Below are 23,896 nucleotides of genomic sequence, written 5' to 3'. Positions count from 1 at the left end.
GTGCCTTGGCGCTTTTTGGACGCCGGTCAGTTCGGCGTGCGGAGCCTCTTTGTCGCCGGCGTCCAAAAACCTGCACATTTCCCGACATCGTCTTCCAGGGCGACCGTCATGAAATCGTGCTCATAAACTCGTCAGGTCCGCTGTTGACAGTTCGCTCGGACCAATCAGCTCACTCCAACCAGCGCCTTACAGACCTCCCGGCTGGCCTCTTGGAATAATTTGACAGCACCTCCGGCCTGTCGTCCCTTCAAGGTGATTGAGGCTATCGGGGCGGAAGTATCGCCAAGATCGACGTTCAGCGCGCGCAGCCAAGCGCTGCTCGATCGCATTCTGAGTATCTGCATGGGCAAAAGGGTTATAAACCGGCTGCTCGCCAACAGATTCAACCGCATGTAGATTGAAATCGTGGTGACGGTCGTTGGCGGAAGCGGCAGGTTATGTCGCCGAAATAGCTCGACGCCGGTACGCCCCAAAAAAGTATCGGGCGGCGATAGCGTCCACTGCTCTTGCATAAGTTCTGCGAGCTTCAACTTCTTCCCCGATCGCAGGAGCGGATGCCGTCGCTCCGCCATCACCGCAAGGGAAGATCTGAACAGCACCTCCGCGGATAAATCATCGGCGACCGGCAACGGCGCCCAGCGCGTTATGGCCATGTCAAGCGCTCTCTGGCGCAGAGCATGCTCCAGCGCATCCCGATCACCTATCGTGATATGATACCTGATGCCTGGATATCTGCGGACGAGATGCCCGATAATTTCTGTAACGATGGCGGTGACCGGCTCGGTTGTACCGATCGCAACGAGCCCCTGCGCCGGATCTGACCTTTGCACAATGTCGGTCACCCCTTGCTTTATTTCGTCGAAAACGACGCGCGTGCGATCGACAAGAAGGCGACCGCACTCAGTGAGTTCGACTCCGCGCGAAGTGCGATCCAGCAGAGCAGCCCCAACGGCATGCTCCATGTCGGTGATGGCCTTGGAGATCGCAGGCTGTGACAATCCAAGACGGTGAGAAGCCTTGGCCATGCTGCCGACCTCAGCGACCGTCTGGAGCGTATGGAGATCCTTTAACCGCAGCCGGCGGCCGATGCGATCATGCCACTCCATCTGCATCACCCCACGTTATAGCCCGATAGGACATTGCGATTTCGGGTTATAGCGTTGTTGCTTCAGAATAGCGAGATGGAAAGCCGGCCGGATCATCGCATTGCTGTCCCAAGCACATGGAGAACGCCATGCAGCTTTACTCGCGTCGTGCCATACTGGCCGGGTTTTCGGCTCTGGCTCTTCCGCTCCCCGTTATTGCCGCCGACCAGCCGCTGAAGATCGTGTTTCCATTCGCGCCTGGCGGGTCGGGAGATTCGATCGCCCGGCTGTTTGCCGAGCAGCTCCATACCAGGCTCGGGAAGGTGGCCATTGTGGAGAACCTTGCTGGCGCTGGCGGGCGCATCGGCGCTCAGGCGGTCAAGAATGCCGCACCGGGAGAGGAGGCAGTGCTATTTGCTTCCGCTTCGCAATTCACACTTCAGCCGCATCTCTTCAAGAGCCTGGGTTATGATGCAGAGCTCGACTTTGCGCCACTCTCGCAGGTGATGACGGTCGATCTGGCTCTGGCGGTCAGCGGGAAGCTGTCCATCCGTTCGGTGCATGAACTCATCGATTGGATGAAGGCCAATCCCGAACAGGCCGTGTACGGCTCGCCTGGAGCAGGTACAGCACCTCATTTCATCTGCGACGAGTTTGGCCGGATCACAGGCCTGAACCTGCGCCACACGCCCTACAAGGGTACGCCTGCTGCCCTCCCGGATGTGCTGGCCGGCCGGGTCCCGATGTATATGGCGTTTCTTTCCGAACTCCTGGAGCAACATCGGAGCGGCGGCATACGCATCATCGCCACCGCTGCCGCTGCGCGATCTTCCTTCCTGCCCCGGACCGCAACTCTGAAGGAGAGCGGGATCGATATCGACGCGGCGGGGTGGTTCGCATTCTATACGTCTGCCCATTCCTCGCGTCAGTTCGTTGAGCGCCTGGGACAGGAGATCATTGCAATCGGGAGCGATCCAGAAACGCGCGCTAAGATTCATGCCATGGGCTGCGAGCCGACAGGAACGACTTCGGACGAACTCAAACATCTCCAGCGCGCGGACTTCGAACGCTGGGGGCCGATCGTCAGGTCATCAGGCTTCCCGATCGAAGATTAGGGTGGCACATGACCCGCAATCCTCCCGAGCAGTTGTTGGACCTTGTTCAATCGCACCGTGTGACGGCTGTGATCTATGTTGCTGCTAGGCTGGGCCTTGCCGAGTTGCTGCGCGACGGACCGCGAACGGTCGACGAACTTGCGAGTCGAACCCACGCGGACCGGGATGCACTGGCCCGCTTGCTCGTCGCTCTCTCGGCTGTCGGCATCTGCTCTCGCGTCGGTGAAGGCAGCTACTTGCTAACCGAACTGGGGGCCGGGCTCGACGCTAGTGCTGAACGATCGTTCAAGAACTGGGTCATCTTTGAAGGCTCCATGCTGGTCAGGAGGTGGGGTGGTCTTCTGGATACGATCATGTCGGGGAAGACGGCTGCTCAGCTCCAGAACGTCGACGACAATTTCGATCTGATGGCGCGCACGCCAGAGCATGTGCGGGTATTCAATGAAGCGATGACAGACCTGACACGGCTGGTCACGCACGATCTCCTGCAGGCCTACGACTTTGGCACGATCTCCCACTTGATGGATGTCGGAGGCGGCTCTGGGCAACTCATGGGGGCCGTGGCGAGAGAATACCCGAATATCAAAGGAACGGTTTTCGATCTGCCGAGGTGCGCCGAAGCCGCCAACCAGAACTTCGTTCACCTCGGAATCTCCGAGCGCGTCGACTTTGTTGCAGGCGATTTCTTTCACACGGTACCTGCAGCGGTCGACGCGATCATCTTGAAGAGCATTATTCACGACTGGGACGATGAGCGCAGCCGCATCATTTTGGGAAACTGCCGCAAAGCGCTTCCCCAAAAAGGCAGACTGCTATTAATCGAACGTGCGATGTCGGAATTGCCCGGGACCGATGACGCGGGCAGATCGTGCGCGATGAGCGATTTAAACATGCTGCGCGGTCCAGGTGGTCGGGAGCGAACGGAAAGGGAATATTATCAGCTCCTGACCGAGAGTAGCTTCCGTCCCACGGCCGTTTTCCGCGCCGGCCGCTTTAATCTGACCGAGTCGCGGCTTTGTTGAGACATGGAAACGGCCGCGGCCATGCGGAAGGCAGTTAGTGGGCCTTCCGGTCTGACTTCGATTGCTGACATGCGGGATCCTGGTACTGGCTCGACTTCAATCCCGACAATAGCTTCCCGGATCACCCGCCCCTGGTCGGATTCTGGAGGGGCACGCCGGAACCTTGAAGCCGAGCTGCTCAAGCGAGGAATGCTCTTTGACATTATTGAATTGTTTGGTCGAAGGACCAAGGCCGCCTCCCCCTATAGGTCGCGTCCCACTAAAGAGATTGAGGTCGCGTTCAACCTTGGGCTACATGCGTAGCCGACGTGCCAATCTCTCTTGACCTCCATACGATCGGATTTATTGCGACCAGGAGCGCATCATAGCTTCGCACGATGGCCGGCCGAATGGCGACAGGAGCAGGTGGTGGGCCTTCCCGAATACAGTCCTGAAGTTCTGAAGAACGCCGATGAGATCGAGCTCGAGAACATCATCCGGCAGCTCGACACGCGCCTGAAGCGCGCCCGCTATGACGGCCCCGAATACAAGCTGATCGAGCGCCAGCTCGAGGAAATCCGCCACGGCTCGCCGCTCGGTCGCATGCTCATGGAGGAGTACGAGAACGGCGGCATGCCTTACTGAGTGTAGTCGTGCTGACGAGCTTGCTTCCTTTGGCAAGGAAGCGAGGGGATGTGCGGGAGGTCTGGTCTTCGTCTGACTGACCTCAACTCGGAGTACGGCGGCGTCCGCTTCCGCGAGATGACCCACCGATCGCGTGCTGGCTGCCGAGGGCAGGCTTTGACCTAACTTTGATATCGAAATCCTGTTTTCGTAGCCAAAAGAGGCTGAAGTCGCTGGCGTTGACGCCGCTGGGATGGAATAATCGCTCTATACAGGCGATGATTGTAGCCGGCCGGATTGACCGGCACATGGATTTGAGTGAATGACCGCGCCTCCTCTGGACGCCGTGGCCGACCTCCACAAGCTGGTTGCCGATCTCGAGCAACGGCTTGCTTCCAGCATCACAGCGCATGATGCGGCAAACGCCGAAAATGCTCGTCTGCGCGGTGAACTCGCCAATTTGCAGGAGAGGCAGAATGCCAGTGCCGACATCCTCCGGACCATTGCCAGTGCCTCCGGTGATGCCGAAAGCGGACTTCAGCAGATCGCCGAAACTACCGCGCGCCTCTTCCATGGTGCGAGCGTTGCTATTCGGATCGCCGCAGGCAACGAGTGGGGTCTTTCAGTCGGTTTCGGCGCCGGTATCGAGCTTATCACCGCATTGGTACCGGAGGAGCAGCGCCGCCCAGGAGGCCGAAACCTCCCCGCGGTAGTCTTCCGTGAGAATCGACAAATACATATTCCCGATATCGATAATATCGATGCGGATATGGCCGACTGGCCCGTGACATTGGCCCGCACGGTGGGCATCCGAACCGTGGCTGGTACGCCACTACGACGCGACGGCAAAGCGATCGGAGCACTCGTCGTCCAACGCGATCGGCTCGAACCCTTCACCCCAGACGAACTGGTGCTGCAACAAAGCTTCGCCGACCAAGCCGTGATCGCAATAGAGAACGCACGGCTGTTCAACAAAACGAAGGAGGCGCTAGAGCGGCAAACCGCTACAGCCGAAGTTCTTGAGGTCATCTCGTCATCACCGGGCGATCTGAAACCGGTATTTGAGCAGATGCTGACTAAGGCCATGCGTTTGTGCGAAGCGGACTGCGGCTTCATCTATCAGATGGAGCAAGGCGCAATGCGGGCAGTTGCCGAAGCCGGTGTTCCAGCCGCCTTTGCTGAATACCGACGGCAGAACTTGCATACGGGAGGCGCGGCAACTCCGGCAGACGTGATGCGCGCAACCAAGAAGCCGGCTCACGTCCATAATGCTCAGGAAAGCGAAGCCTACCTCAGCGGTAATCCCAATGCAGTCGCCGGTGTCGATTTGGGGGGCGCGCGCACCGTGTTGTATGTGCCGATGATTAAGAGCGAAGACATCGTCGGGGTAATCAACGTCTACCGCCAGGAGGTTAGGCCGTTTACCGATGAGCAAATCTCGCTGCTTGAGAACTTCGCGAGCCAGGCCGTCGTTGCGATCGAAAATGCACGACTTTTCAACGAGACCAGGCAAGCGCTGGAGCAGCAGACCGCGACATCGGAGGTGCTCAGCATAATCAGCCGCTCAGGTGGGGATCTGGTGCCGGTCTTTGATGCCATACTTGGCAAGGCGATGCAGCTTTGCGACGCAAATTTCGCGGTGCTCAACACCTATGATGGACACCGTTTCCATACCGCGGCCACATTCGGCTTGCCTCCAGCTTACGATGAGTACCGCCGGAAACAGCCACTTGACTACGGTCCTGACACCGCTCCAGCGCGTCTGTTGAAAGGCGAACGTTCGGTAGTCATCGCCGACCTCGCCAAATCCAAAGCTTATCTCGACGGTGAGCGTAATCGCCGCGCCTTGGTTGAGCTGGGCGGCGCGCAGTGTATCTTAGCAGTTCCATTGCTGAAGGATGGCCGCGTAGTCGGAAATGTCATGATCTTCCGACAGGAAAATCGACCTTTTACTGAGAAGCAAACAGCCTTGCTGGAGCAGTTCGCCGCGCAGGCGGTCATTGCAATCGAGAATACAAGACTTCTGAGCGAATTGCGTCAGCGCACGGCTGATCTGTCGAGATCATTGGATGAGCTGCGAACGGCGCAAGACCGCCTAGTGCAGACAGAAAAGCTCGCATCTCTCGGTCAACTTACCGCCGGAATCGCCCACGAGATCAAGAACCCTCTCAACTTCGTCAATAATTTTGCTGCGCTCTCGGCGGAATTGATCGCCGAACTCAGTGAGGCCTTGGCTCCAGCTCCTCTCGACAATAATACGCGCAACGACGTTGACGAACTTACGTCCATGCTGAAGTCAAATCTCGAAAAAGTGGTGCAGCACGGTAAGCGCGCCGATTCGATCGTCAAGAACATGCTGCTGCACTCGCGAGCAGGCTCAGGAGAGCACCGGCCTGCCGATATCAATGCACTGGTTGAAGAGAGTCTCAACCTCGCCTATCACGGTGCCCGCGCCGAGAAACCGCAGTTCAATGTGACCCTGCAGCGCGACTTCGATCCGCGCGCAGGAGTAGTCGAGGTGTTTCCCCAGGAAATCACTCGTGTTCTGCTCAACTTGATCTCGAACGGGCTTCATGCGGTGGCCAGTCGTGGGGCTAACGATAATAGTGGCGACTTCGAACCGCTGGTCACTGCCTGCACACGCGCAAACGAGGACCAAGTCGAAATACGTATTCGCGACAATGGCACTGGGATCCCACCGGAGGTGAAGGAAAAGATTTTCAATCCATTCTTCACGACGAAGCCGGCGGGCGAAGGCACAGGCCTCGGCCTCTCGATAGCCCATGACATCATCGTCAAGCAGCATGGTGGCCGAATTGAAGTCACAAGCGAGCCGCAGCAGTTTACAGAGTTCGTGGTTATCTTGCCGCGTCACGGAAGCAGTAGCCGATCTGGAGGAGCGTCGTGAGCACCTACATCGTTGTCGTAGACGACGAGCCCGATGTTGAGAGCATGTTCCGGCAGCAATTCCGCCGCGACCTGCGGGCGGGGCGGTTTCTCATGGAATTTGCCCTGTCTGCTCCTGCGGCTCTTGAGCAAGTGAAGGCGATACCGGACCCGTCACTAATTCTGATCCTGTCGGACATCAACATGCCAGGCATGAGCGGGCTTGAAATGCTTCCAAAGGTAAAAGAAGCACGTCCCAACGTGCCCGTCATCATGATTACCGCTTATGGAGACGATGCAACCGTGAAGCGTGCAAGAGAACTTGGCGCCGCTGGATTGCTATCCAAGCCGATCGATTTTGGACTATTGCGTCAGGAAATTGATCAACGGCTGGAGAGGACTGCATAATCTACTAATGGCTCAAACGCGACGTCACGCCGCGTCTGAGGCGGGTCCGCTCATTGCAGCAGAGCAGACCTGCTGAATCCGAGTTTTCGTGTTTTGCCCCCAAACGGTGAGAATGTAGTCGTGCCAACGCTTCGGCTTGCTGCCCTTCGTTCCGTCCGAGCCGGTAGCCACTTGCAGGTGTCGCACGAGCGACGTTGAAGTTGGCTCCTCCCCGCCAAGAAGCCATCCGCCGTGTCCTGAACCCAAGGCCCCGTCTGCGCGCAGGAACCAGCGTCGAGGAGCGCTCTCAACATTTGCCGGAGCATCGCCGGCGTTAACCCTGTCGGCAAATGATCCGCGGGCGTCACGTCCGCTGCCGACAGATTGCCTCATTGGAACGGAGACTTTTTCAACAGCACTAACCTTGGTTAGAGGCGCAGCATGCTGAGACCGAGCTTCCTGGGTGTCCTCATCGTATTAGGTGTAGGAGTCCTGTCAGTCATGGAGCTGCGAGCTCCTCCGCGCGGCACGGTCGCGATCGTCCAGTCGCCTGCCGCACCAGACGCTGGCTCATCTGCCTCGCCCGATACACTGGCGAAAGGCGATCGCCTTGATGTCGCCCCGGTGAGCAGCATCACACCGACACAGGTTGCTTTGGCCGAAGCGCCCATTCCTCCTCCAAGCGAGGCCCGCATCACTTCGCCCGAGCCTTCAAGGCCGATCGCCCGCCAACGTCACAATTCGAAGACGGCCGCGGGCGCCTCACGTCCCAAAGCGAAGAAGGTAACCGTCATCAAGCAAACTGCCGTTACCGAGCGTCCGAAGCTCGCTAGCGGGACCGAGTCCTGCAGGCTCGCGGCGTTTGGCGGCTTGCGCAAGGCGCTGAATTTATCCGGCTGCGAAATCTGACAGGTGCGGCTCACGCCCCTGCGGCGCCCAATCGCTTTAGCAAGAAGACACTATAGGACTGCGCTTCAGAACCCAACGTTTCATGGCTGACAATCCAGAGCGCGGCTGCGTTGAACGAAGTGAGCCGACCAGATCAGTCGCGCAGCCGTGCCCGGCTTAGTTGCAGACGGACTTGTACGCCAGAAGGCTTCCAAACGATATCGACCTTTCCGCCGAGTTGCCCTTCGACTGCAGACTTAATGAGCCTGCTGCCGAAGCCGCTCGAGGTCGGCTTGGCAATGGCAGCAGACAAATTGTGCTCGCTCCAAGTCAGAACCAGAACGTCTCCAGCAAATTCCCAGCCGATCATCACCTTCCCGTCTGCATGACCCAGTGCGCCATACTTGATAGCGTTCGTGGCAAGCTCATGCAGGATGAGTGCCATTGCGGTGGCTGATTTCTCCCCGAGCACAATTTCCGGTCCGGTCAAGCTCACTTTGCCATGCTGCGAGGCACTCAAATGCGGTGCCAGTATCTGTTCAGCAAGATGGATGAGCAACACCGAATGCGCTGGCATCGAATCCGCTCCGCCGATCCGGACGAGGTCATGTGCCCGAGATAGCGCTTGCAAACGCTGGTTAAGAGCGGCGCTCATTTCAGCCGTCGTATTGGTCGATCGGCCCGTCATGGACACCATGGCGCTGAAGAGCGAGAAGAGGTTCTTCACCCGATGATTCAGCTCTTGCATCAGCAGTTGGCGAGCTTCCTCGGCCATCTTCAAATCATGCAGGTCGGTGCACGTGCCGTACCAGCGGATGATCTCGCCCGCCTCGTTGCGGATGCACTGTGCACGTCCGATCACCCAGCGGTATTCGCCCAAGCGGTGCCGCAGCCGATACTCGATGTGATAAGGGACACCCGTAGCCAAACTGTGGCGCCATACTTTCCAGGCCCGCTCCTGGTCGTCGGGGTGAAACATTCCATTCCAGGCCTCACCGTCGGTCGAACCTTTGGGCACGCCTGTGTATTCGTACCAACGGTCGTTGTAATAATCGTGATAACCGTCGGGCAGCGTCGACCAGATCATCTGGTCGATGGAGTTCACGATGGCCTGGTAACGTTCCTCGCTCTCGCGAAGAGCTGCCACCGCCCGGATCGTCTCCGTCACGTCGGTCGCCTGCACGAAGATGCCAAACCGATCGCCCGCGCCGTCGCTGATCGGCTGAAAGACGAAGTCGAGGTGCCGTTGCTCGGAAATCCCGTTTCGATCCAGGACGACCGGAATGGCGCGCCCGGCGTAAGGCTCTCCGCTCTGGTAGACGGTGTCGAGTAGCTCGATGAAACCTTGCGACGCCACCTCGGGCAGGGCCTGGTCTACCGACTTGCCGAGGATGTCGTTACGGCCCACCAACTGCAAGTAAGAGGGGTTTGCGATTTCAAAGACATGGCGGGGCCCCCGCAGAATGGCCGTCGCGCCTGGCGCCTGTTCGAACATCAGGGACAAACGCGCAATCTCCTGCTGGGCGTTGCGCCGGGCCAAGACGATCTGGGTCGTTTCGTTCCCTTGATTGAAGATGCCGGCAACCTTGCCATCTTCGCCGCGGATCGGGCTGATGCTGTAGTTCCAGTAGGTCTCCTGCTGGCCGCCGCCACGTACCATTGGCAGCATTTCATCATAGGTGGAAAAGCCTTCACCCGTGGCCACCACGTTCTCGAACTGCGGGCCGACGACGTGCCAGATGTCGGACCAGACTTCCTTGGCGGGGCGGCCGAGAGCCCAGGGATGGCGCTCGCCCGGGATGACAGACCACGCGTCATTATAAAGGAGCCTGAAGTCCGGCCCCCAGTAGATCGCCGTTGGAAAGCTCGAATACAGGCAAATGGACAGTGCCGAACGAAGCGATTGCGGCCACGACTCCGGAGGCCCGAGCGGATGTGTCCTCCAATCGAAAAGACGGATAAGCTCGCCCATCCGTCCTCCGCCGCTTAGAAATCTTGTCGTCTCGTCACGCATCGGCCTGCCCATCTCAGTCCTCCGAGCGCAAGCTTATCCAGCATTTCGGCGGACGGATAGCCGACGCGTCGGTTGAGAAGATGGGCGTGCAGTCGCGCCAACGCTCCGGCTTGCCGCTCCAGCTAGGCCGAGGCTGGAGTTTGGCTAAAGCCAACCGTAGACGATTTTTCCCCGCCGCCACAAATCGTTCGTGGTCCACCCAGCAAAACCCTGCACCGGCCGGGAGAAGGATTTTCCAAAAGCGAACGGGATGGGAACGTACGGGCCTCCGCTCCTACTAAAAGGCGCGAGCCATCTTGCCTCGATGCGAGCATGACCACGATTGCGCAACTGCAGCGTGACACCCTCGGCTATCTCCCGTTAGATTTCCATTTCGGAACGAAGGGCAGCGGGAGATCAATCTATGTCAAAGGGCAAGGCCAGCGGCTACACCTCACCAATCATGACGCATCGATCGTCTTGGGTATGATCGCCCGCGGTGATCGCGACCATGACATCGCGGCGTGGTTTGGCGTCAATCAAGGGCGGATAGCTGAGGTGAAAGGTGGCGAGTTTGGATCGATCTCCGCGGCCACGCGTGCTGAACTGCCGCCCAAAGGACCGCCGGGCGTAAAGGGCAAGCGGGCGCGATACAGTCTTGGCGAGATCGCAAAGGCACTGGATGCTGGAGACACGACGAAGGCCATAGATCTCGTGCAGCAAGCTATCGCGCGATATGACGCAAATGAGGCCTAGCCAGGCGGATAGTCCGCGTCGCGCTCGAGTTGCTTGCGGCAAGGTGGTATCCACATGAGACGTGGCGCATCGTTTTGATCAGACCGCAACCAAACGAGCCAAGCATAACCGGTCGCCGTCGAGGCCTTCCGATCGAGGCGCCCCTTCACCATTGGCACGCGTTCAGTGAATTGAGCTACTCGGATTGGCGGCGAGGTCGCAAATAAGTCGCGGTAACGTCCGACACTTTCGAGGAACACTGTTCGCGCGAGGATCGCGACGCCCTTACGCGCGACAATGAGGGATCGCTTCACAAACTCCTCCGCTAATCTGAACGGCGGATTTGTGATGACCCAATCGACGGCATTCGCTTCATATGGCACCTCCAGATAATCGCGAACGTTGCCGTACCCGTAAGCATATGCATCTGACGCGCGAACCTCACCAAAGTATTCCGACATGACCTTAGCCATGTGGCCCTCACCGCAGGCCGGCTCTAGAGCAGAATGCGATCCGAACGGTCCGAAGTCAGCGATGACGTGATCAAAAAGAGCTCGCGTCGCCCATGGCGGTGTAGGAAAGTCATCCCGACTGTCCTTGGCCTCAGTTCGCTGCGCCATCACAGCATGTGATCGGTTCTGTGCCACGTTAGTCTCCTGCCAGATACGAATCATATCGCATCGTAGCGTCGACCGGATTCCTTAGTCCGGCGGAACAGCCGCCTACCAGCCAAAGCTCAAGGTGCGGCGCGCGGTCTTGGCCGACGCTTCTAAAGCTGAGGATTTCCAGATCATCGATGCGTTCATGTGCGCTGATAACTGATACTGGAGTCCCAGCTCGATTTGATCCCGGCAATAGCCCCCGGGACCTCCCCACCCCCACCCGGCGAGCGCGCGTTGCAGATTTTCACCACATCGCGAACGAGGCGCCGTGGTGCGTTGCCAGCTCTTTGTCAACGCTGAGCAAGGGTGCAGAACAGTCGCATCAGCGACCCGCGCAAGGCCACGCAGAAGGTACTGACGAAGGTGGCTCATCGCGGCACGCACCTGACGCTGGTTCATCGCGCGGTTCAGATTCCGAATATCAACCTTTCAAAACAGATCAAACGCGATGCGATACGAACATGTTCTCGCTGCGACAGGCAAACGACCGTTTTCCTGTCGCAGCCGACAATGATGTCGTTGACGATGTAGGCCATGATGGCCTATAGGCCATGGTGACCTATCCAAATCGTGCAGGGGCTCATGAAGACCTCCGTCGCCTATGTCCGCGTTTCCGACCAAAAGCAGGGTAAATCCGGCCTCGGCATTGAGGCCCAACGGGCCGCCATCCAACAATTTGCCGACAACAATGGTATCGAGATCATCGACACGTTTATCGAGGTCGAGACTGGCAAGGGCAGTGACGCCCTTGCGATGCGCCCACAGCTGGCGACCGCACTGGAGGTGGCACGCATCACCGGGGCCACCGTGCTGGCCGCCAAGCTGGACCGCATCACCCGCAATGTTCACTTCGGGTCTGGCCTGTTCTCGCGCACCGACGTCAAGTTCATCGTCACCGAGATGCCGCACGCGGATAATTTCCAACTCAACATCATGTTGTCGGTCGCGCAGCTTGAGGCGGAGATGATTTCGAACCGTACCAAGGCGGCGCTTGCTGCGGCCCCGTAAGCGCGGCACCAGGCTGGGATCGCCTACAACCCCCACGATCCTGCGTGACCGCTCTAGGGCTTTCGCGGAAGACTTAAGAGCCGTCGTGACGCCGATGCTCGGCCATTCATCGCGCGCCATCGCCGCTGCGCTGAACCAGCGCGGCATCAAGACCCTGAAAGGCGGCTCGTGGTCCTCGGTCACAACCCTGCGCCTAATCACCCGTCTGGAGATCGGAGCGTGACGGCCGGGCAGTTCAACGCCGCGCTCGACAAGCTTGGCTTCACCCAGATGGGCTTCGCTCGCAAACTTGAACTGGGCGAACGAAGCGTGCGCCGCTGGGCCGCCGGTCAGTGGCCGGTGCCGGTACCCGTTGCGATGCTGCTCAACTTGATGCTCAAAACCAATTCGACCGTAGACGACTTGAAGTCGTAGTTGAGCGTTACCTCACTGCTGATCTGTCGCGGCATCACTTCGATCCGCGGTCAGGCTTATGCTCGATCAGCATTGGCGCGGTTTCTCCAGTGCTATCGGCAAACTGCCGGATGAGAATTTTGATAGGGCTCCCGTCGGCGTCGCTGTGGACCTGAGGCGGCCGGCCCCAACCTCTGTCGAGTAGTGCCGTCGCGGCTGCGACACGCGCTTGCTCCGATACGCCGTTTCGGGCGATCCCCGCTAACGTCTGGACGGCCAGTTCCGTGTGGGAACGCGCCAAACTTCTCAAATCTTGTGTTGCCTTAGTCATTTGGGTTTGGGCTGCCCCCTCCATCAAAGGACTTAGGAGCGAGAACATGCGCGCCTTGGGATGCAGCGTCAGCGAACATGGGAGTGGACGCGCGCTAACCGTCCAAGCCCAGATGGGGCGCTACTTTCATTTGCACTTTTTCCATTGTCTGATCGCCTCCTCCTGAGCCTCGAGGGCTTGGCCTTCCAGCTTCCCGCCATTGTTGGCTACCGAAGCGTCCTCATCGGTTCAGTCGGAGTTGGCATCGACATAGGGGGCATAGGGGGCATAGGGGATCGCAGAACTCCGGCGGTCGTACCTGCCCTGTGCCCCCTACGCCCCCTATGAGTTTCCCGCCTCGGTCGTCTTCTTGAGCGCATATGTGGCCCTGCCCCATTTTCCGACGGGCGCCTGCCTGGTGAGGATGAAGCCGGCCATGCGCGTTCCGCTCAGCCTTTCAACTTGATGCGAGACGTACTGACGACCACGGCCTTGCGGGTCCAGCGCCTGTTTCACGTCCTCGTGTAATTGCTGCACGGCAACCGGACGATCACGGTGCTTATCCCACCAAACCGCGAACAGGTCGCCCACGACCTGCCGGTGCGCGTCGCGCTGTTTCGCCTCGCTGACCCGCTCGACAGGGTCCGCACAGCCCAAGGCCAGCAGCGGATCACGCACCCACCGACACCACTGAGGAAAGCTTCCGAACGGCAGGCCGGGCTTGATGCTCGTCGCTATTCTCCCCCAGCGCCAGATCGTGAGGAGCGCCGCCAGTAACTCCGAGCGCCGCTGCATCACCTCGAGACGGACGTCGGAAACGAAAGGCCGCCTCTCCGGGTCTTCGGTCCGCGCATCAAGATCCACCGCCACAAAACGCCGGGCCAGGTCCTCGGAGACGGTCAGTCCGTTGCCGGTCAGAATCGTGAATGCGGATGCGTTCAGCGGCACCATCTCCGAGCGGCCGAGCACTCGTACCCGCGCCGGCCGTTCCGTGATCGCGCTTGCGAGAAGGTCGGACTTGAAAGCTCTATTGTTGAGGTTGTCGAGGAACAGGGCGGGACTGCCATTGATCAGCTCGGCGGCGATCCGCTTCTCCAGCTCTTCGCCGTTTGCGCCGGCTGTCACGGCATGCGGCTCCCGCCCGAAGGCAATTATGCAGATGCAGCGGGCGAGCAGGCCCTTGCCGGCGCCGGCACCCGACACCGGCGCTGCCCGCAACAACACGCCAGGGGCGAGATGCAAGCTCGGCCGGCAAACCGCCGTGAGCAGTGCGACCAGAAACGTGGACTCGTCTTTTCCCGGAGCCTTGGATGTATCGACCGTGGCGACGCCCCCGGCGACGGCCTCGATGATCGGGGCATCGGCGAAGCAGAATGTCTTGAACGTCTCGCGGATCAGCCGGAGCGCAGCAGCCGCGTCATCCAAGTTCGGATGCGCGGGAATCAGAGCTTGAGGTCGGGGATGTTTTCGCACCACATTCCCGTCGCGTGGTCATACCCCTGGGTGTTGTTGATCGTACCATCGTCCTGCAGCTGCGGCGCCGATGTGATGCCATTCAGCGGTGGCAGTTGCCACTCACCACGCCAATCAAGATACATCACCGCCAGCGGCCGCGGCAAACGAACGTCGACCTCGTCAACCGTGCCGTCCCGACGCACCTTTAAGGCATACGGCCGACAGATCGTGTGCGCCATCAGCACGAGAACATCGGGCGTCATGATCTGCGCGACCGTGCCCCGCTGTATCTGGTCGAAGGCGAGGCGGACCGGAACGCCGCGGTCATACAGACCGCCGGCGCCCACAAGCATGTCTCGCAGAGCGGCGACCGTTCGATCGGGACTGTGGTTCTCGACCAGCAGCCGAGGCTTTTCCAGCAGCTCGGCGCCATCAGCGGCGACGGCTGAGCTGGTGATTGCACCGCTCGGTACCCATAGCGGGGCCTCCTTCACTTCTCTCGCCAGGCTCACGCCAGCGGTGTCGTGCGCGATGAAGTCCGAAACATCAGACCCGTCGTGCCGTTCAGGATGCAGATCGACAACCCGCACCGAAGCGGCGACGCTATGGATCGCCTTGGCGACCTTTTGCGCGTGTGCCCGTCCGGGGCGATCGGCGTCAGGCAGGATGACGACGTCCCGATTCACGAAGTACGGTGTCAGTGCAGCGTCCCATTTGGCGGCGGCGCCCTCGGATGCCGTCGTGGCCACGAAGCCGATCTTCGTGAGGTTGTCGGCATCCTTCTCGCCCTCGCAGACATAGACCGAAGCCGAGGTGGGCGCCGCGATGAGTTGCGGCAGCCGATACGGAATCTTCGGGCGACAATCCTTAAAGTCGTCGCCTGCGAAGCTGTGGGTCACGAAGCCTTCGTGGTCGGTCGAGTCCAGCTTCACCGACAGGCTGCGGTCTGCGGCACTGTGTCCGGGTCCAGGACAGAGAACCTGGCCGCCCTGCACGTCGCCGCCGAGAAGCTCGGCAATCTTCGCGATTGGGGGTAGTGCGGCGGTCAGCCCGCTTGTGCCGGCTTCTGCCGAAGGCCGCTCTTGCGGATAAAGTCGGCAAGGCATACTAATAAGCCCTGTTCGTGCTGGTGGTGCGGCGCGGAGAGAGTGCAACAAATTGATCTGCGAAATGCCCGGCTCCCTGCCGGGCATTTTGCGTTCGGTCATCATGAACCTTGTTGTGATTTCGTACAGCTAAAGCGGTCAGCCAGCTTCGAGCCGCAGCTTTAGCTAAACCGGGGATGGCTATTTCGGCCGCCGCTTTGGGGCCGCACGGCGATTGCTTGCGATCACGTCGATGCTTCGGTGCGTTGGCCGCTGTTTCTTATCAATTCCGATGAGGTCGAACAGCGCATCAAAATGCCTTGCGCGTCAGCTTGCGCGATGGAGTGAAACCAATTTCTTCCAGCAGCTGGAGTGCCGGTTCGACTACCTGCGCGGTTTCTGGGTCTTTCCGATAGTCGCCGCGCTGCCGCCTGAGCAGACGCGCGAGCGTATCGGGATTATCTCTCAAATAATAAATTCCGCGATCCCGCCGGGCGATCATGGAGTCGAGATCGCGGATCGATGCTCCTCCGTCCGACCTGCGACGATCGACCAGCCCGCGTATAGAGAGATACCTTTCGATTTCATGTTCGCGTCTTGCGGCAGGCAAGTCAGGGAGTTGCGCCGCAAAATTTATCTCACTGTATATGGGGTCGAGCGACCGAAGCGCCTTGAGCACCATCGCTTGACCCTTCGCATACCGAGCCAACGCCTCCCGGAAGCCAGCGATGGTGGGCTGGTTGCGCGCGTCCCAGTAAGTATTGAAAATCGTGAAAACAGCAGCCTCAAACCGTCTCGCACGATCATCACTTTTTGTCAGCCCGGCGCGCTGCATCACCAATGGGTAATGCTCGGCGAAGTGCTTCCGAGATGGCTGCTTTGGGGCCATGTGGTGCGGCTCAGCTAAAGCGGCGGATCAAAAACGAGTCGCCGCTTTACCTGTACTCCATTCCGACATTACGGCAAAAACTAGCTGAAACAGCAAGGTGTCTACACCGCCGTCCAATCGGTAGGACTCTGCAATGCCAACAGCGGATCGGGAGGAGGTTGACGTGGAGAGCGGTGCACAAGAATTGCGACCTCGCCGCATGCTCAACGAGAAGCAGCTGCTGGAGATCATTCCGGTTTCACGTACGACGCTCCATCGCATGCAGAAGGCGGGTCGGTTTCCGAGAGCCGTTTACGTCGCGCCGAACAGGAAAATCTGGTTCGAAGACGAGATCGCTGCGTGGCAGAACGCGGTCGATGAATTCGATCCGCACCGGGGACGGGGCAAGGGCCGGCGGCGTGGATCCAGCTGAACAAAAGATCGGACGGAAACGCGTCCTTAACCCGCCACTTCTGGGCATCAACGCCGCACGATGAGGTCGCCGACCTGAAAAAACCTGATGGAGACCCAAGATGGACGTAGCAATACTGGAGCATTTCGTTGCTGAACTGACGCAACGGGTCGATGAGACGATGAAATTTCCCCTCGTGGTATGTGCAATCGCCTCGAACGGCAGCGTGTTGGCCACTCGGATCAATGAGGGCGGCGGCCCGGAAACCTTGACCCAGCATTTGGAGGATCACGGTTTCAAGACGCCAATCAATATCATGATCGTCGGCCATGATGGTGGGGCAACACGACTGGTGCTCACCGTCAGCGACGTCAGCCAGCACTGATCTTCGTCAGCAAGCCCAGCCAGCTCAACGCTGCCCGGGCCACTCCACCTCGGTGGAGACGAGCGCCAGGGCCAAATATCGCCCCCTCGCTGCTGTAAAGCGCTGCAAAAGCGATGAGGCGGCATCGAAGCGCGCACAACGCCAGGCCATGTGGCCAAGGTTAATAGCCAATCATGAAGCAGTGTGAAACTAGGGCCTATGGGGGCCCAATAGGTTGCCCCGTTTATCGAGGAAAAACGATAATTCTTGCATTTTCTGTGGCTTACCCTGTTCCCCGCAAGCAAAAATAGCGCTGGACGCCAGGACCACACGGTTTTGCCGTACGCGGATCACACCGGTCGTTTGCGCGAGGTCTTCGCTCACGGTTGCCCGCCCTGCAAAGCCCTTCGCGCCGACGTGACCCACGCCCACCCGTCCGGCCCGCGTCGTGACGATCGCGATACGCCCCTCCTCCATGGGCCGGGCTGCGCGACACATGCGCCGTTTCCGAATTTCGGTAAAGTGGAATGTTTTTGCCGGCGGATAATGCCCTACGCCCAGGGTGTTTTGCCCGCCAGGCAACGCAAGGTGTTGTGGCCTCGAAGCCCGGAACCTCGATGTTGATTTGCCGGACTGGCCGTCACATTGGTATGGTTCATGCAGGCAACTTGAGCCTCCGCAATCTCCGACAAGAAGTGACAATGCCCAATCCGATCTTCCCGAGTTCACGTCCTGATCGCATCCGCAACATGCTTGCCGAGCTTGTTGCCTTCGACACGATCAGCGATCGCACCAATTTGCCTCTGATCGCGCATATCGAGAACTATCTCGCCTTCCTCGGCGTCAAGGGTGAACGCATCACCGACGAAACAGGGCAAAAGGCTTCGCTCTGGGTGACGATCGGACCGGAGGATAAACCTGGTCTCGTGCTGTCAGGCCATACCGACGTCGTGCCCGTCGTGGGCCAGGACTGGAGCCACGATCCATTCAAGCTGGTCGAACGCGACGGCAAGCTCTATGGCCGCGGCACCACCGACATGAAAGGGTTTGTTGCGGTGTGCCTCGCCATGGTGCCGGAGATGTTGGAAGCGAAGCTGACCACGCCGATCCATCTTGCCATCTCCTATGACGAGGAGATCGGTTGCGTCGGCGTGCGGCCGATGCTTGCCGAGGTCGCCAAGAAAAAGATCAGGCCGCTTGGCGCCTTCATCGGCGAGCCGACGGAGATGAAGGTCACCATCGGCCACAAGGGCAAGCACGGCGTGCGTGCGACGTTCCACGGCCTTGCCCGCCACTCCTCGATCGCGCCCGACGGCGTCAACGCCATCGAATATGCCGCCGAGCTGATCACCGAGATCCGCCGCCGCGCCGTGAAGCTCGCGACTGAGGCCGAACGCAACAGTCTCTACGATGTGCCGCACTCGACGCTGCTGACCAGCATCGTGCATGGCGGCGCCGCGCTGAACATCGTGCCTGATACCTGCACGGTCGATTTCGAATGCCGCGGCATCGGCATCACCGAGTCCAAGGAGGTGACCGATGCGATCGTCGCCTGGGCCAAGGCCGAGCTCGAGCCCGCGATGAAGGCGAGACATTCCGAGTGCGGCATCGATTTCGAGGAGATCCTCGACTACCCCGCGCTCGACACCAAGGCCGACGCAGCCATTGTCACGCTCGCCAAAAGCCTCGCCGGCCGCAACGACCACGCCAAGGTCGCCTTCGGCACCGAGGCGAGCCTGTTCACCAGCATGACCGATATCCCTTCGGTGGTGATCGGTCCCGGTTCAATTGCGCAGGCGCATACGCCGGATGAGTTCATCGCGATGGCGGAACTGGAGAAGTGCGCAGGCTTCGTGGAGAAGCTGATCGCGCATTGCGCGAAGACGGCATCGTAGGTGTCGTAGGGTGGGCAAAGCGGCTCGTCCGCCGTAGCTCGAAGAGCGAAGGCGGAAGCGTGCCCACGATCTGTATCCTTCACGAACGACTGGTGGGCACGGCGCTACGCGCCTTTGCCCACTCTACGATAGCTAGCGGAGGAGCCAGTGCTGCCCCCTCATGGTTCCTGCAAGGCCAGACGCACGCCGACGGCGCAGTAGATGGTCCCGACCACCTTGCCCTGCCACTTCACCACAGAGGGATGGCGGCGCAGGAGACTGCCAAGGCGACCGGCGCCGACCGCAAACACCACCGTGCTGACGAGACCGAGCAACACGAAGACAATGCCGAGGGTCGCAAGTTGAAGTCCGATTGAGCCGTGCTCCGGCCGCACGAATTGCGGCAGGAAGGCGAGGAAGAACAGCGCGGTCTTGGGATTGAGCACTTCGGTCAGCACAGCCTGCCGGAAGGCGCGGCCCGCGCTGATGGCGGGCGCACCGCCGTTCAGCTCGATCGGCGCCTTGTCGAGCATGGCGCGAATGCCGAGATAGATCAGGAACGCCGCGCCCGCATATTTGACGATACTGAAGAGCAGCGCGGAGGCGGCAATGATCGCCGAGAGGCCCACGATGGCCATGCTGGTGTGGATCAAGTCGCCGGCCGCAATCCCGGCGCCGGTCGCGATGCCCACCCTCGTTCCCGAGCTGGCTGCCCGCGCCATGGTCAGTAGCGTCGCCGGACCTGGAATGAACACAAAACCGAAGACGATCAGGACGTAGGTGACGAGCGTTGCGTGGTCGATCATGGTCGCGGCTCCGAAGGCGGATCAGTTCAGGAGGCTGAACGACGGCGAATAGTCCACCGGCACGAGCAGGCGGTCCTCGATCTGACCTACCATGAGTCCGTGCTCCGCGTGAGTGATCCGCTTGATCTCGCTCCACTCGGCGTCCGCCATGAAGGCTGACCACGCCGATGTCTTGGCCGCCTCGTCCGGCCATTCCAGCAGATAGGCGAACTCGGTGCGGTCGCCTGACTTCGTCTCCCACATCGCCACGATCCGGAAGCCGTACTTGGTTCGCATGATGCGCGCGGCATGGTCGCGGAACCTGGCGTGGAATGCGGCCTTGTTTGTCTCGAAGATTTCGTAGATGCGCAATTGCTGGATCATGACCGTCTCCTTGGGGAGGAGATATGGTCACGCTTGGTGGCTGGACAAGGACAGGCTGGCCTCCCCGTCATTGCGAGGAGCTCTTGCTGCGACGAAGCAATCCAGACTGCCGCTGAGACAGTCTGGATTGCTTCGCTTCGCTCGCAATGACGGTGTGTGGGGGAGCAGCATCGCACAAAACAAAAAGGCGCGGCCATCGACCGCGCCTTCACCATTCCTAAACCGCGCCGGCCTTCTGCGCGTATTCCCATGACGCTTTCGACAGCGGCACGGTGCGCTTGGCGGATTCCAGCGCCTTGGCGTTGGCGGCGGTACCGTCGCGGACGCGGCCGGCGATGCCTTGCGTGATGCCGGCGAGGCGGAAGAGGTTGTAAGCGAAGTACCAGTTCAGATCCGGCACCGTCATTTTGGTGAGGTTGCAATAGATCTGCGCGGCTTCCTCCACGCTCGGGATGTTGAGCGCCTTGAGGTCGGCGCCCTCGAGGCCCGGCATGATCCATTGCATCAACAGATAGGTGAAGTCGGCCATGGGATCGCCGAGCGTCGACAGCTCCCAATCGAGTACTGCCTGCACGCGCGGTTCCGTCGCGTGGAAAATCATGTTGTCGAGGCGGTAGTCGCCATGGACGATCGAGACGCGCGCCTGCTCCGGCACGGTCTTGGGCAGCCATTCGGCGACCTTCTCGAATTCCGGAATGTGCTGGGTCTCGGACGCGCGATACTGCTTGGTCCAGCGGTCGATCTGGCGTGCAAAGTAGTTGCCGGGCTTGCCGAAATCACCGAGACCGATTGCAACTGGGTCGTACATGTGGAGCTTCGCCAGCGTCTCGATCTTGCTGGTGAAGATCTTTCGACGCGCATCGTTGTCCTGGCTCGGCAGCGTCGGATCCCAGAACACGCGGCCCTCTTCCATCGACATGATGTAGAAGGCGGCGCCGATGACGCTGTCGTCCTGGCACAGCGCATAGGCGTGCGCGACCGGAAAGTCCTGCTTTCCAAGGGCAGCGATGACGCGATACTCGCGATCGACCGCATGCGCCGACGGCAGCAATTTGCCGAACGGCTTCCTGCGCATCACGTAGGAGCGCTTGGGCGTGTTGAGCCGGTAGGTCGGATTGGACTGGCCGCCCTTGAACTGCAGGACGACCAGCGGGCCTTCAAAGCCTTCGACGTGCTCGCGCATCCAGGTCTCGAGCCTGAGCTCGTCGAAGCGATGACGCTCCTCGACCGGCTTGGTGCCCGAGAACTCTTCGTCTTTCCTGACGCCGTCAGTCACGGTGACGCTCCCTCTGCAGTCCGAACATGATCCTAATCGGTAACCGCTGACGCACTTGCGTCAAGCGGTCACCCCAGTTGGATCACGCCGGCTCGTTTCTTCAAGTCGGGAGCGCGTCCCGGCTCTCCCAATTAATGCTTGGGAGAGTTGGCATACTTCCGGATTTCAAGTCTGGCAATGGCGCGATTGTGCACCTCGTCCGGACCGTCGGCGAGCCGCAGCGTGCGGATGCCGGCATAGTCCTTGGCAAGACCAGCCTCATCGGAGACACCCGCGCCACCGAAGGCCTGGATCGCCTCGTCGATGATCTTCAGCGCCATGTTCGGAGCTGCGACCTTGATCATCGCGATCTCGGCCTGCGCGGTCTTGTTGCCGACCTTGTCCATCATGTCCGCAGCCTTTAGGCAGAGAAGACGCGTCATCTCGATATTGGTGCGGGCCTCGCCAATGCGCTGCTCCCACACGGAGTGCTCGACGATCTTCTTGCCGAAGGCGGTGCGCGACATCAGACGCTTCACCATCTTCTCCAGCGCTTCCTCGGCCTTGCCGATGGTACGCATGCAGTGATGAATACGGCCAGGCCCCAGACGGCCCTGCGCGATCTCGAAACCGCGGCCCTCGCCGAGCAGGATGTTCTCCTTGGGAACGCGCACGTTCTCGAGCAGCACCTGGGCGTGGCCATGCGGCGCATCATCGAAGCCGAACACGGGCAGCATCTTCTCGACCTTGATGCCTGGGGTGTCGAGCGGAACCAGGATCTGCGACTGCTGCTGATGTTTTGCGGCGTTGAAATCGGTCTTGCCCATCAGGATCGCGATCTTGCAGCGGGGATCGCCGACGCCCGACGACCACCATTTGCGGCCGTTGATGACGTAGTGATCGCCGTCCTTCTTGATGCTGGTCTCGATGTTGGTGGCGTCGGACGAAGCCACCGCCGGTTCCGTCATCAGGAAAGCCGAGCGGATCTCGCCGTCCATCAGTGGACGCAGCCATTTGCGCTTCTGCTCCTTGGAGCCGTAGCGCATGAACACTTCCATGTTGCCGGTGTCGGGCGCGGAACAGTTGAACACCTCCGAGGCCCAGGAGATGTGGCCCATCTGCTCCGACAGCAGCGCGTATTCGAGATTGGTCAATCCCGCGCCGCGGAATTCATCGTCCTCATGCTCGTTCGGCGGCATGAACATGTTCCAGAGGCCTTCGGCCTTCGCCTTCTTCTTGAGATCTTCGAGAACAGGGATGACCTTCCAGCGGTCGCCGCTCTTGTCCTGCTCATTATAGATCGGCACCGCCGGACGCACGTGCTTGGCCATGAAGGACTGCACGCGGTCGAGCCATTCCTTCTGCTTGGGCGACAGATCGAAATCCATGGGACGCTCCTCGGTCTCGCTTTGAAAGCCTGTTTTGCGTCGGACTGTCCTCCCGCGATGCGCGGCCCGCAAGCGCCATCAGGCGGATTGCGGGGCGTGGAACCGGCGGCACCATGGTGCGGCACAATTCCATCATGCGGATTGACTTTCTCCGACCTTCAAACGATAGTTTCATACAAGTGTTTGAATTGCAACTCCCCTCCTTGAGGGCAATCCATGGCCAGCGATCATACGAGGTCTGCCATTCTCGCCGCCGCCGAACGGCTCTATGCCGATCGCGGTTTTGGCGACGTCACGCTGCGCGACATCGTCGCCGAGGCCAACGTCAACCTGGCGGCGGTGAACTATCATTTCGGCTCGAAGGACGAACTGATTGCGGAGTTATTTGTCACCCGCTCGATCGCGACCAATCGCGAGCGCTTGCGTGAACTGAAGGCGGCCGAGGAAGCCGGCGGCGGCCGCGCGCCGATCGAGGTGATCCTGCGCGCGTTGGTCGGACCGACCTTGCGCGGCTGTCTGGGGCCGGAGAACCAGCGCTCCACCTCGGCGCGTTTCATGATCCGCGCCTCGATCGAATCCGTGCCGCCGATCCGACGCATCAAGAACCGCGAGATCGACCATTTGCGCAAATTCGCGGGCGCGATGCGCCGCTCCCTGCCCGACCGCAGCGATGTCGATATCTATTGGGGCCTCAACTTTGCGCTCGCGATGGCGCACCACACCATCCGCGAAAGCGAGCGCCTGACGAAATTGTCGGAAGGAAAATGCGACCTCGACGACGTTGAGGACGTGGTGCAGCGTGTCGTCAGCGTCGCGACGATGGCGCTGACGGCAGGCAAGGCCGAAGCCAAGGGCCTATCAAAGGTCGCCGCACGTTAGATTCTTGTTCGACGCGTCTTCTTCACGCGAACCGACAGTCCACTTCGCTCGAAAACGCTT

The 23,896-nt window shown here is 60.0% G+C and carries 25 protein-coding genes; 15 read left to right on the top strand and 10 right to left on the bottom strand.

What is annotated here, in order from left to right:
- Positions 1–164: 164 nt before the first annotated feature.
- Positions 165–1,106, bottom strand: a complete 942-nt coding sequence (locus tag L6637_RS39610) for a LysR family transcriptional regulator (protein ID WP_237874137.1) — start codon at positions 1,104–1,106, stop codon at positions 165–167.
- Between the two features lie 128 nt (positions 1,107–1,234).
- Here L6637_RS39610 and L6637_RS39605 point away from each other — a divergent pair, with 128 nt between their 5' ends.
- The 6 genes from L6637_RS39605 (at position 1,235) to L6637_RS39580 (ending at position 8,007) form a co-directional block, all read left to right on the top strand.
- Positions 1,235–2,200, top strand: coding sequence for a tripartite tricarboxylate transporter substrate-binding protein (locus L6637_RS39605; protein ID WP_237874136.1), 966 nt, complete (start codon positions 1,235–1,237; stop codon positions 2,198–2,200).
- A gap of 8 nt (positions 2,201–2,208) precedes the next feature.
- Positions 2,209–3,222: an acetylserotonin O-methyltransferase gene (locus L6637_RS39600; protein ID WP_237874135.1), complete on the top strand. Its 1,014-nt coding sequence runs from the start codon at positions 2,209–2,211 to the stop codon at positions 3,220–3,222.
- 408 nt (positions 3,223–3,630) lie between these two features.
- Positions 3,631–3,846 carry a hypothetical protein gene (locus L6637_RS39595; RefSeq protein WP_237874134.1) on the top strand — a complete coding sequence of 72 codons (216 nt, stop codon included), beginning with the start codon at positions 3,631–3,633 and terminating at the stop codon, positions 3,844–3,846.
- Between the two features lie 301 nt (positions 3,847–4,147).
- Positions 4,148–6,733 (top strand): GAF domain-containing sensor histidine kinase, encoded by a 2,586-nt coding sequence (locus L6637_RS39590; RefSeq protein ID WP_237874133.1) that lies wholly within the window; start codon positions 4,148–4,150, stop codon positions 6,731–6,733.
- Positions 6,730–7,119: a response regulator gene (locus tag L6637_RS39585; protein ID WP_237874132.1), complete on the top strand. Its 390-nt coding sequence runs from the start codon at positions 6,730–6,732 to the stop codon at positions 7,117–7,119. Before L6637_RS39590 ends, L6637_RS39585 begins: the two co-directional genes overlap by 4 nt.
- Before the next feature lie 420 nt (positions 7,120–7,539).
- On the top strand, positions 7,540–8,007 hold the full coding sequence (locus tag L6637_RS39580; RefSeq protein ID WP_237874131.1) for a hypothetical protein: 468 nt from the start codon (positions 7,540–7,542) through the stop codon (positions 8,005–8,007).
- 133 nt (positions 8,008–8,140) lie between these two features.
- Here L6637_RS39580 and L6637_RS39575 read toward each other — a convergent pair whose 3' ends face one another.
- Positions 8,141–9,958: a PAS domain-containing sensor histidine kinase gene (locus tag L6637_RS39575; RefSeq protein WP_237874130.1), complete on the bottom strand. Its 1,818-nt coding sequence runs from the start codon at positions 9,956–9,958 to the stop codon at positions 8,141–8,143.
- A gap of 354 nt (positions 9,959–10,312) precedes the next feature.
- Here L6637_RS39575 and L6637_RS39570 point away from each other — a divergent pair, with 354 nt between their 5' ends.
- A complete protein-coding gene (locus L6637_RS39570) occupies positions 10,313–10,735 on the top strand; it encodes a hypothetical protein (protein ID WP_237874128.1) in 423 nt (140 codons plus the stop codon).
- Here the strand turns inward: L6637_RS39570 and L6637_RS39565 are convergent.
- Positions 10,732–11,187, bottom strand: coding sequence for an SAM-dependent methyltransferase (locus L6637_RS39565; protein WP_237874127.1), 456 nt, complete (start codon positions 11,185–11,187; stop codon positions 10,732–10,734). The genes L6637_RS39570 and L6637_RS39565 overlap by 4 nt on opposite strands.
- Before the next feature lie 495 nt (positions 11,188–11,682).
- On the opposite strand from L6637_RS39565, the gene L6637_RS39560 reads away from it, so the two are divergent.
- The 4 genes from L6637_RS39560 (at position 11,683) to L6637_RS39545 (ending at position 12,798) form a co-directional block, all read left to right on the top strand.
- Positions 11,683–11,907, top strand: a complete 225-nt coding sequence (locus L6637_RS39560; protein ID WP_237874126.1) for a hypothetical protein — start codon at positions 11,683–11,685, stop codon at positions 11,905–11,907.
- A gap of 51 nt (positions 11,908–11,958) precedes the next feature.
- A complete protein-coding gene (locus tag L6637_RS39555; protein ID WP_237874125.1) occupies positions 11,959–12,384 on the top strand; it encodes a recombinase family protein in 426 nt (141 codons plus the stop codon).
- A gap of 94 nt (positions 12,385–12,478) precedes the next feature.
- Entirely contained in the window at positions 12,479–12,607 is a 129-nt protein-coding gene (locus tag L6637_RS39550; protein ID WP_237874141.1) for a recombinase family protein, read from the top strand.
- Entirely contained in the window at positions 12,604–12,798 is a 195-nt protein-coding gene (locus L6637_RS39545; RefSeq protein WP_237874124.1) for a helix-turn-helix domain-containing protein, read from the top strand. The genes L6637_RS39550 and L6637_RS39545 overlap by 4 nt, the downstream gene beginning before the upstream one ends.
- 631 nt (positions 12,799–13,429) lie before the next feature.
- On the opposite strand, the gene L6637_RS39540 is transcribed toward L6637_RS39545, so the two are convergent.
- The 3 genes from L6637_RS39540 to L6637_RS39530 form a co-directional block, all read right to left on the bottom strand.
- Positions 13,430–14,512, bottom strand: a complete 1,083-nt coding sequence (locus L6637_RS39540) for a hypothetical protein (protein ID WP_237874123.1) — start codon at positions 14,510–14,512, stop codon at positions 13,430–13,432.
- Between the two features lie 17 nt (positions 14,513–14,529).
- The gene (locus L6637_RS39535; protein ID WP_237874122.1) at positions 14,530–15,753 is read right to left on the bottom strand and encodes a hypothetical protein; all 1,224 of its coding nucleotides are present in this window, start codon (positions 15,751–15,753) and stop codon (positions 14,530–14,532) included.
- Positions 15,754–15,937: 184 nt separating this feature from the next.
- Positions 15,938–16,516: a hypothetical protein gene (locus L6637_RS39530; RefSeq protein ID WP_237874120.1), complete on the bottom strand. Its 579-nt coding sequence runs from the start codon at positions 16,514–16,516 to the stop codon at positions 15,938–15,940.
- A 133-nt stretch (positions 16,517–16,649) separates the two neighbouring features.
- Here L6637_RS39530 and L6637_RS39525 point away from each other — a divergent pair, with 133 nt between their 5' ends.
- From L6637_RS39525 to argE, 3 genes are all read left to right on the top strand, one after another.
- Positions 16,650–16,928 (top strand): helix-turn-helix transcriptional regulator, encoded by a 279-nt coding sequence (locus L6637_RS39525; RefSeq protein WP_237874118.1) that lies wholly within the window; start codon positions 16,650–16,652, stop codon positions 16,926–16,928.
- Between the two features lie 100 nt (positions 16,929–17,028).
- Positions 17,029–17,292, top strand: coding sequence for a hypothetical protein (locus tag L6637_RS39520; protein ID WP_237874116.1), 264 nt, complete (start codon positions 17,029–17,031; stop codon positions 17,290–17,292).
- Between the two features lie 680 nt (positions 17,293–17,972).
- On the top strand, positions 17,973–19,166 hold the full coding sequence (gene argE / locus L6637_RS39515; RefSeq protein ID WP_237861384.1) for an acetylornithine deacetylase: 1,194 nt from the start codon (positions 17,973–17,975) through the stop codon (positions 19,164–19,166).
- A gap of 158 nt (positions 19,167–19,324) precedes the next feature.
- On the opposite strand, the gene L6637_RS39510 is transcribed toward argE, so the two are convergent.
- The 4 genes from L6637_RS39510 to L6637_RS39495 form a co-directional block, all read right to left on the bottom strand.
- Positions 19,325–19,951 carry a LysE family translocator gene (locus tag L6637_RS39510; RefSeq protein ID WP_237861383.1) on the bottom strand — a complete coding sequence of 209 codons (627 nt, stop codon included), beginning with the start codon at positions 19,949–19,951 and terminating at the stop codon, positions 19,325–19,327.
- Positions 19,952–19,972: 21 nt separating this feature from the next.
- Positions 19,973–20,314: an NIPSNAP family protein gene (locus tag L6637_RS39505; protein WP_237861382.1), complete on the bottom strand. Its 342-nt coding sequence runs from the start codon at positions 20,312–20,314 to the stop codon at positions 19,973–19,975.
- Positions 20,315–20,531: 217 nt separating this feature from the next.
- The gene (locus L6637_RS39500; protein WP_237861381.1) at positions 20,532–21,590 is read right to left on the bottom strand and encodes a phosphotransferase family protein; all 1,059 of its coding nucleotides are present in this window, start codon (positions 21,588–21,590) and stop codon (positions 20,532–20,534) included.
- 131 nt (positions 21,591–21,721) lie between these two features.
- Positions 21,722–22,957 (bottom strand): acyl-CoA dehydrogenase family protein, encoded by a 1,236-nt coding sequence (locus tag L6637_RS39495; RefSeq protein WP_237861379.1) that lies wholly within the window; start codon positions 22,955–22,957, stop codon positions 21,722–21,724.
- 216 nt (positions 22,958–23,173) lie between these two features.
- Here L6637_RS39495 and L6637_RS39490 point away from each other — a divergent pair, with 216 nt between their 5' ends.
- Positions 23,174–23,836: a TetR/AcrR family transcriptional regulator gene (locus tag L6637_RS39490; protein ID WP_237861378.1), complete on the top strand. Its 663-nt coding sequence runs from the start codon at positions 23,174–23,176 to the stop codon at positions 23,834–23,836.
- Positions 23,837–23,896: the final 60 nt, after the last annotated feature.

The organism is Bradyrhizobium zhengyangense, from assembly GCF_022012435.1.
Taxonomy (GTDB): Bacteria; Pseudomonadota; Alphaproteobacteria; order Rhizobiales; family Xanthobacteraceae; genus Bradyrhizobium; species Bradyrhizobium zhengyangense.
This window is presented reverse-complemented; position numbering and strand designations above follow the sequence as displayed.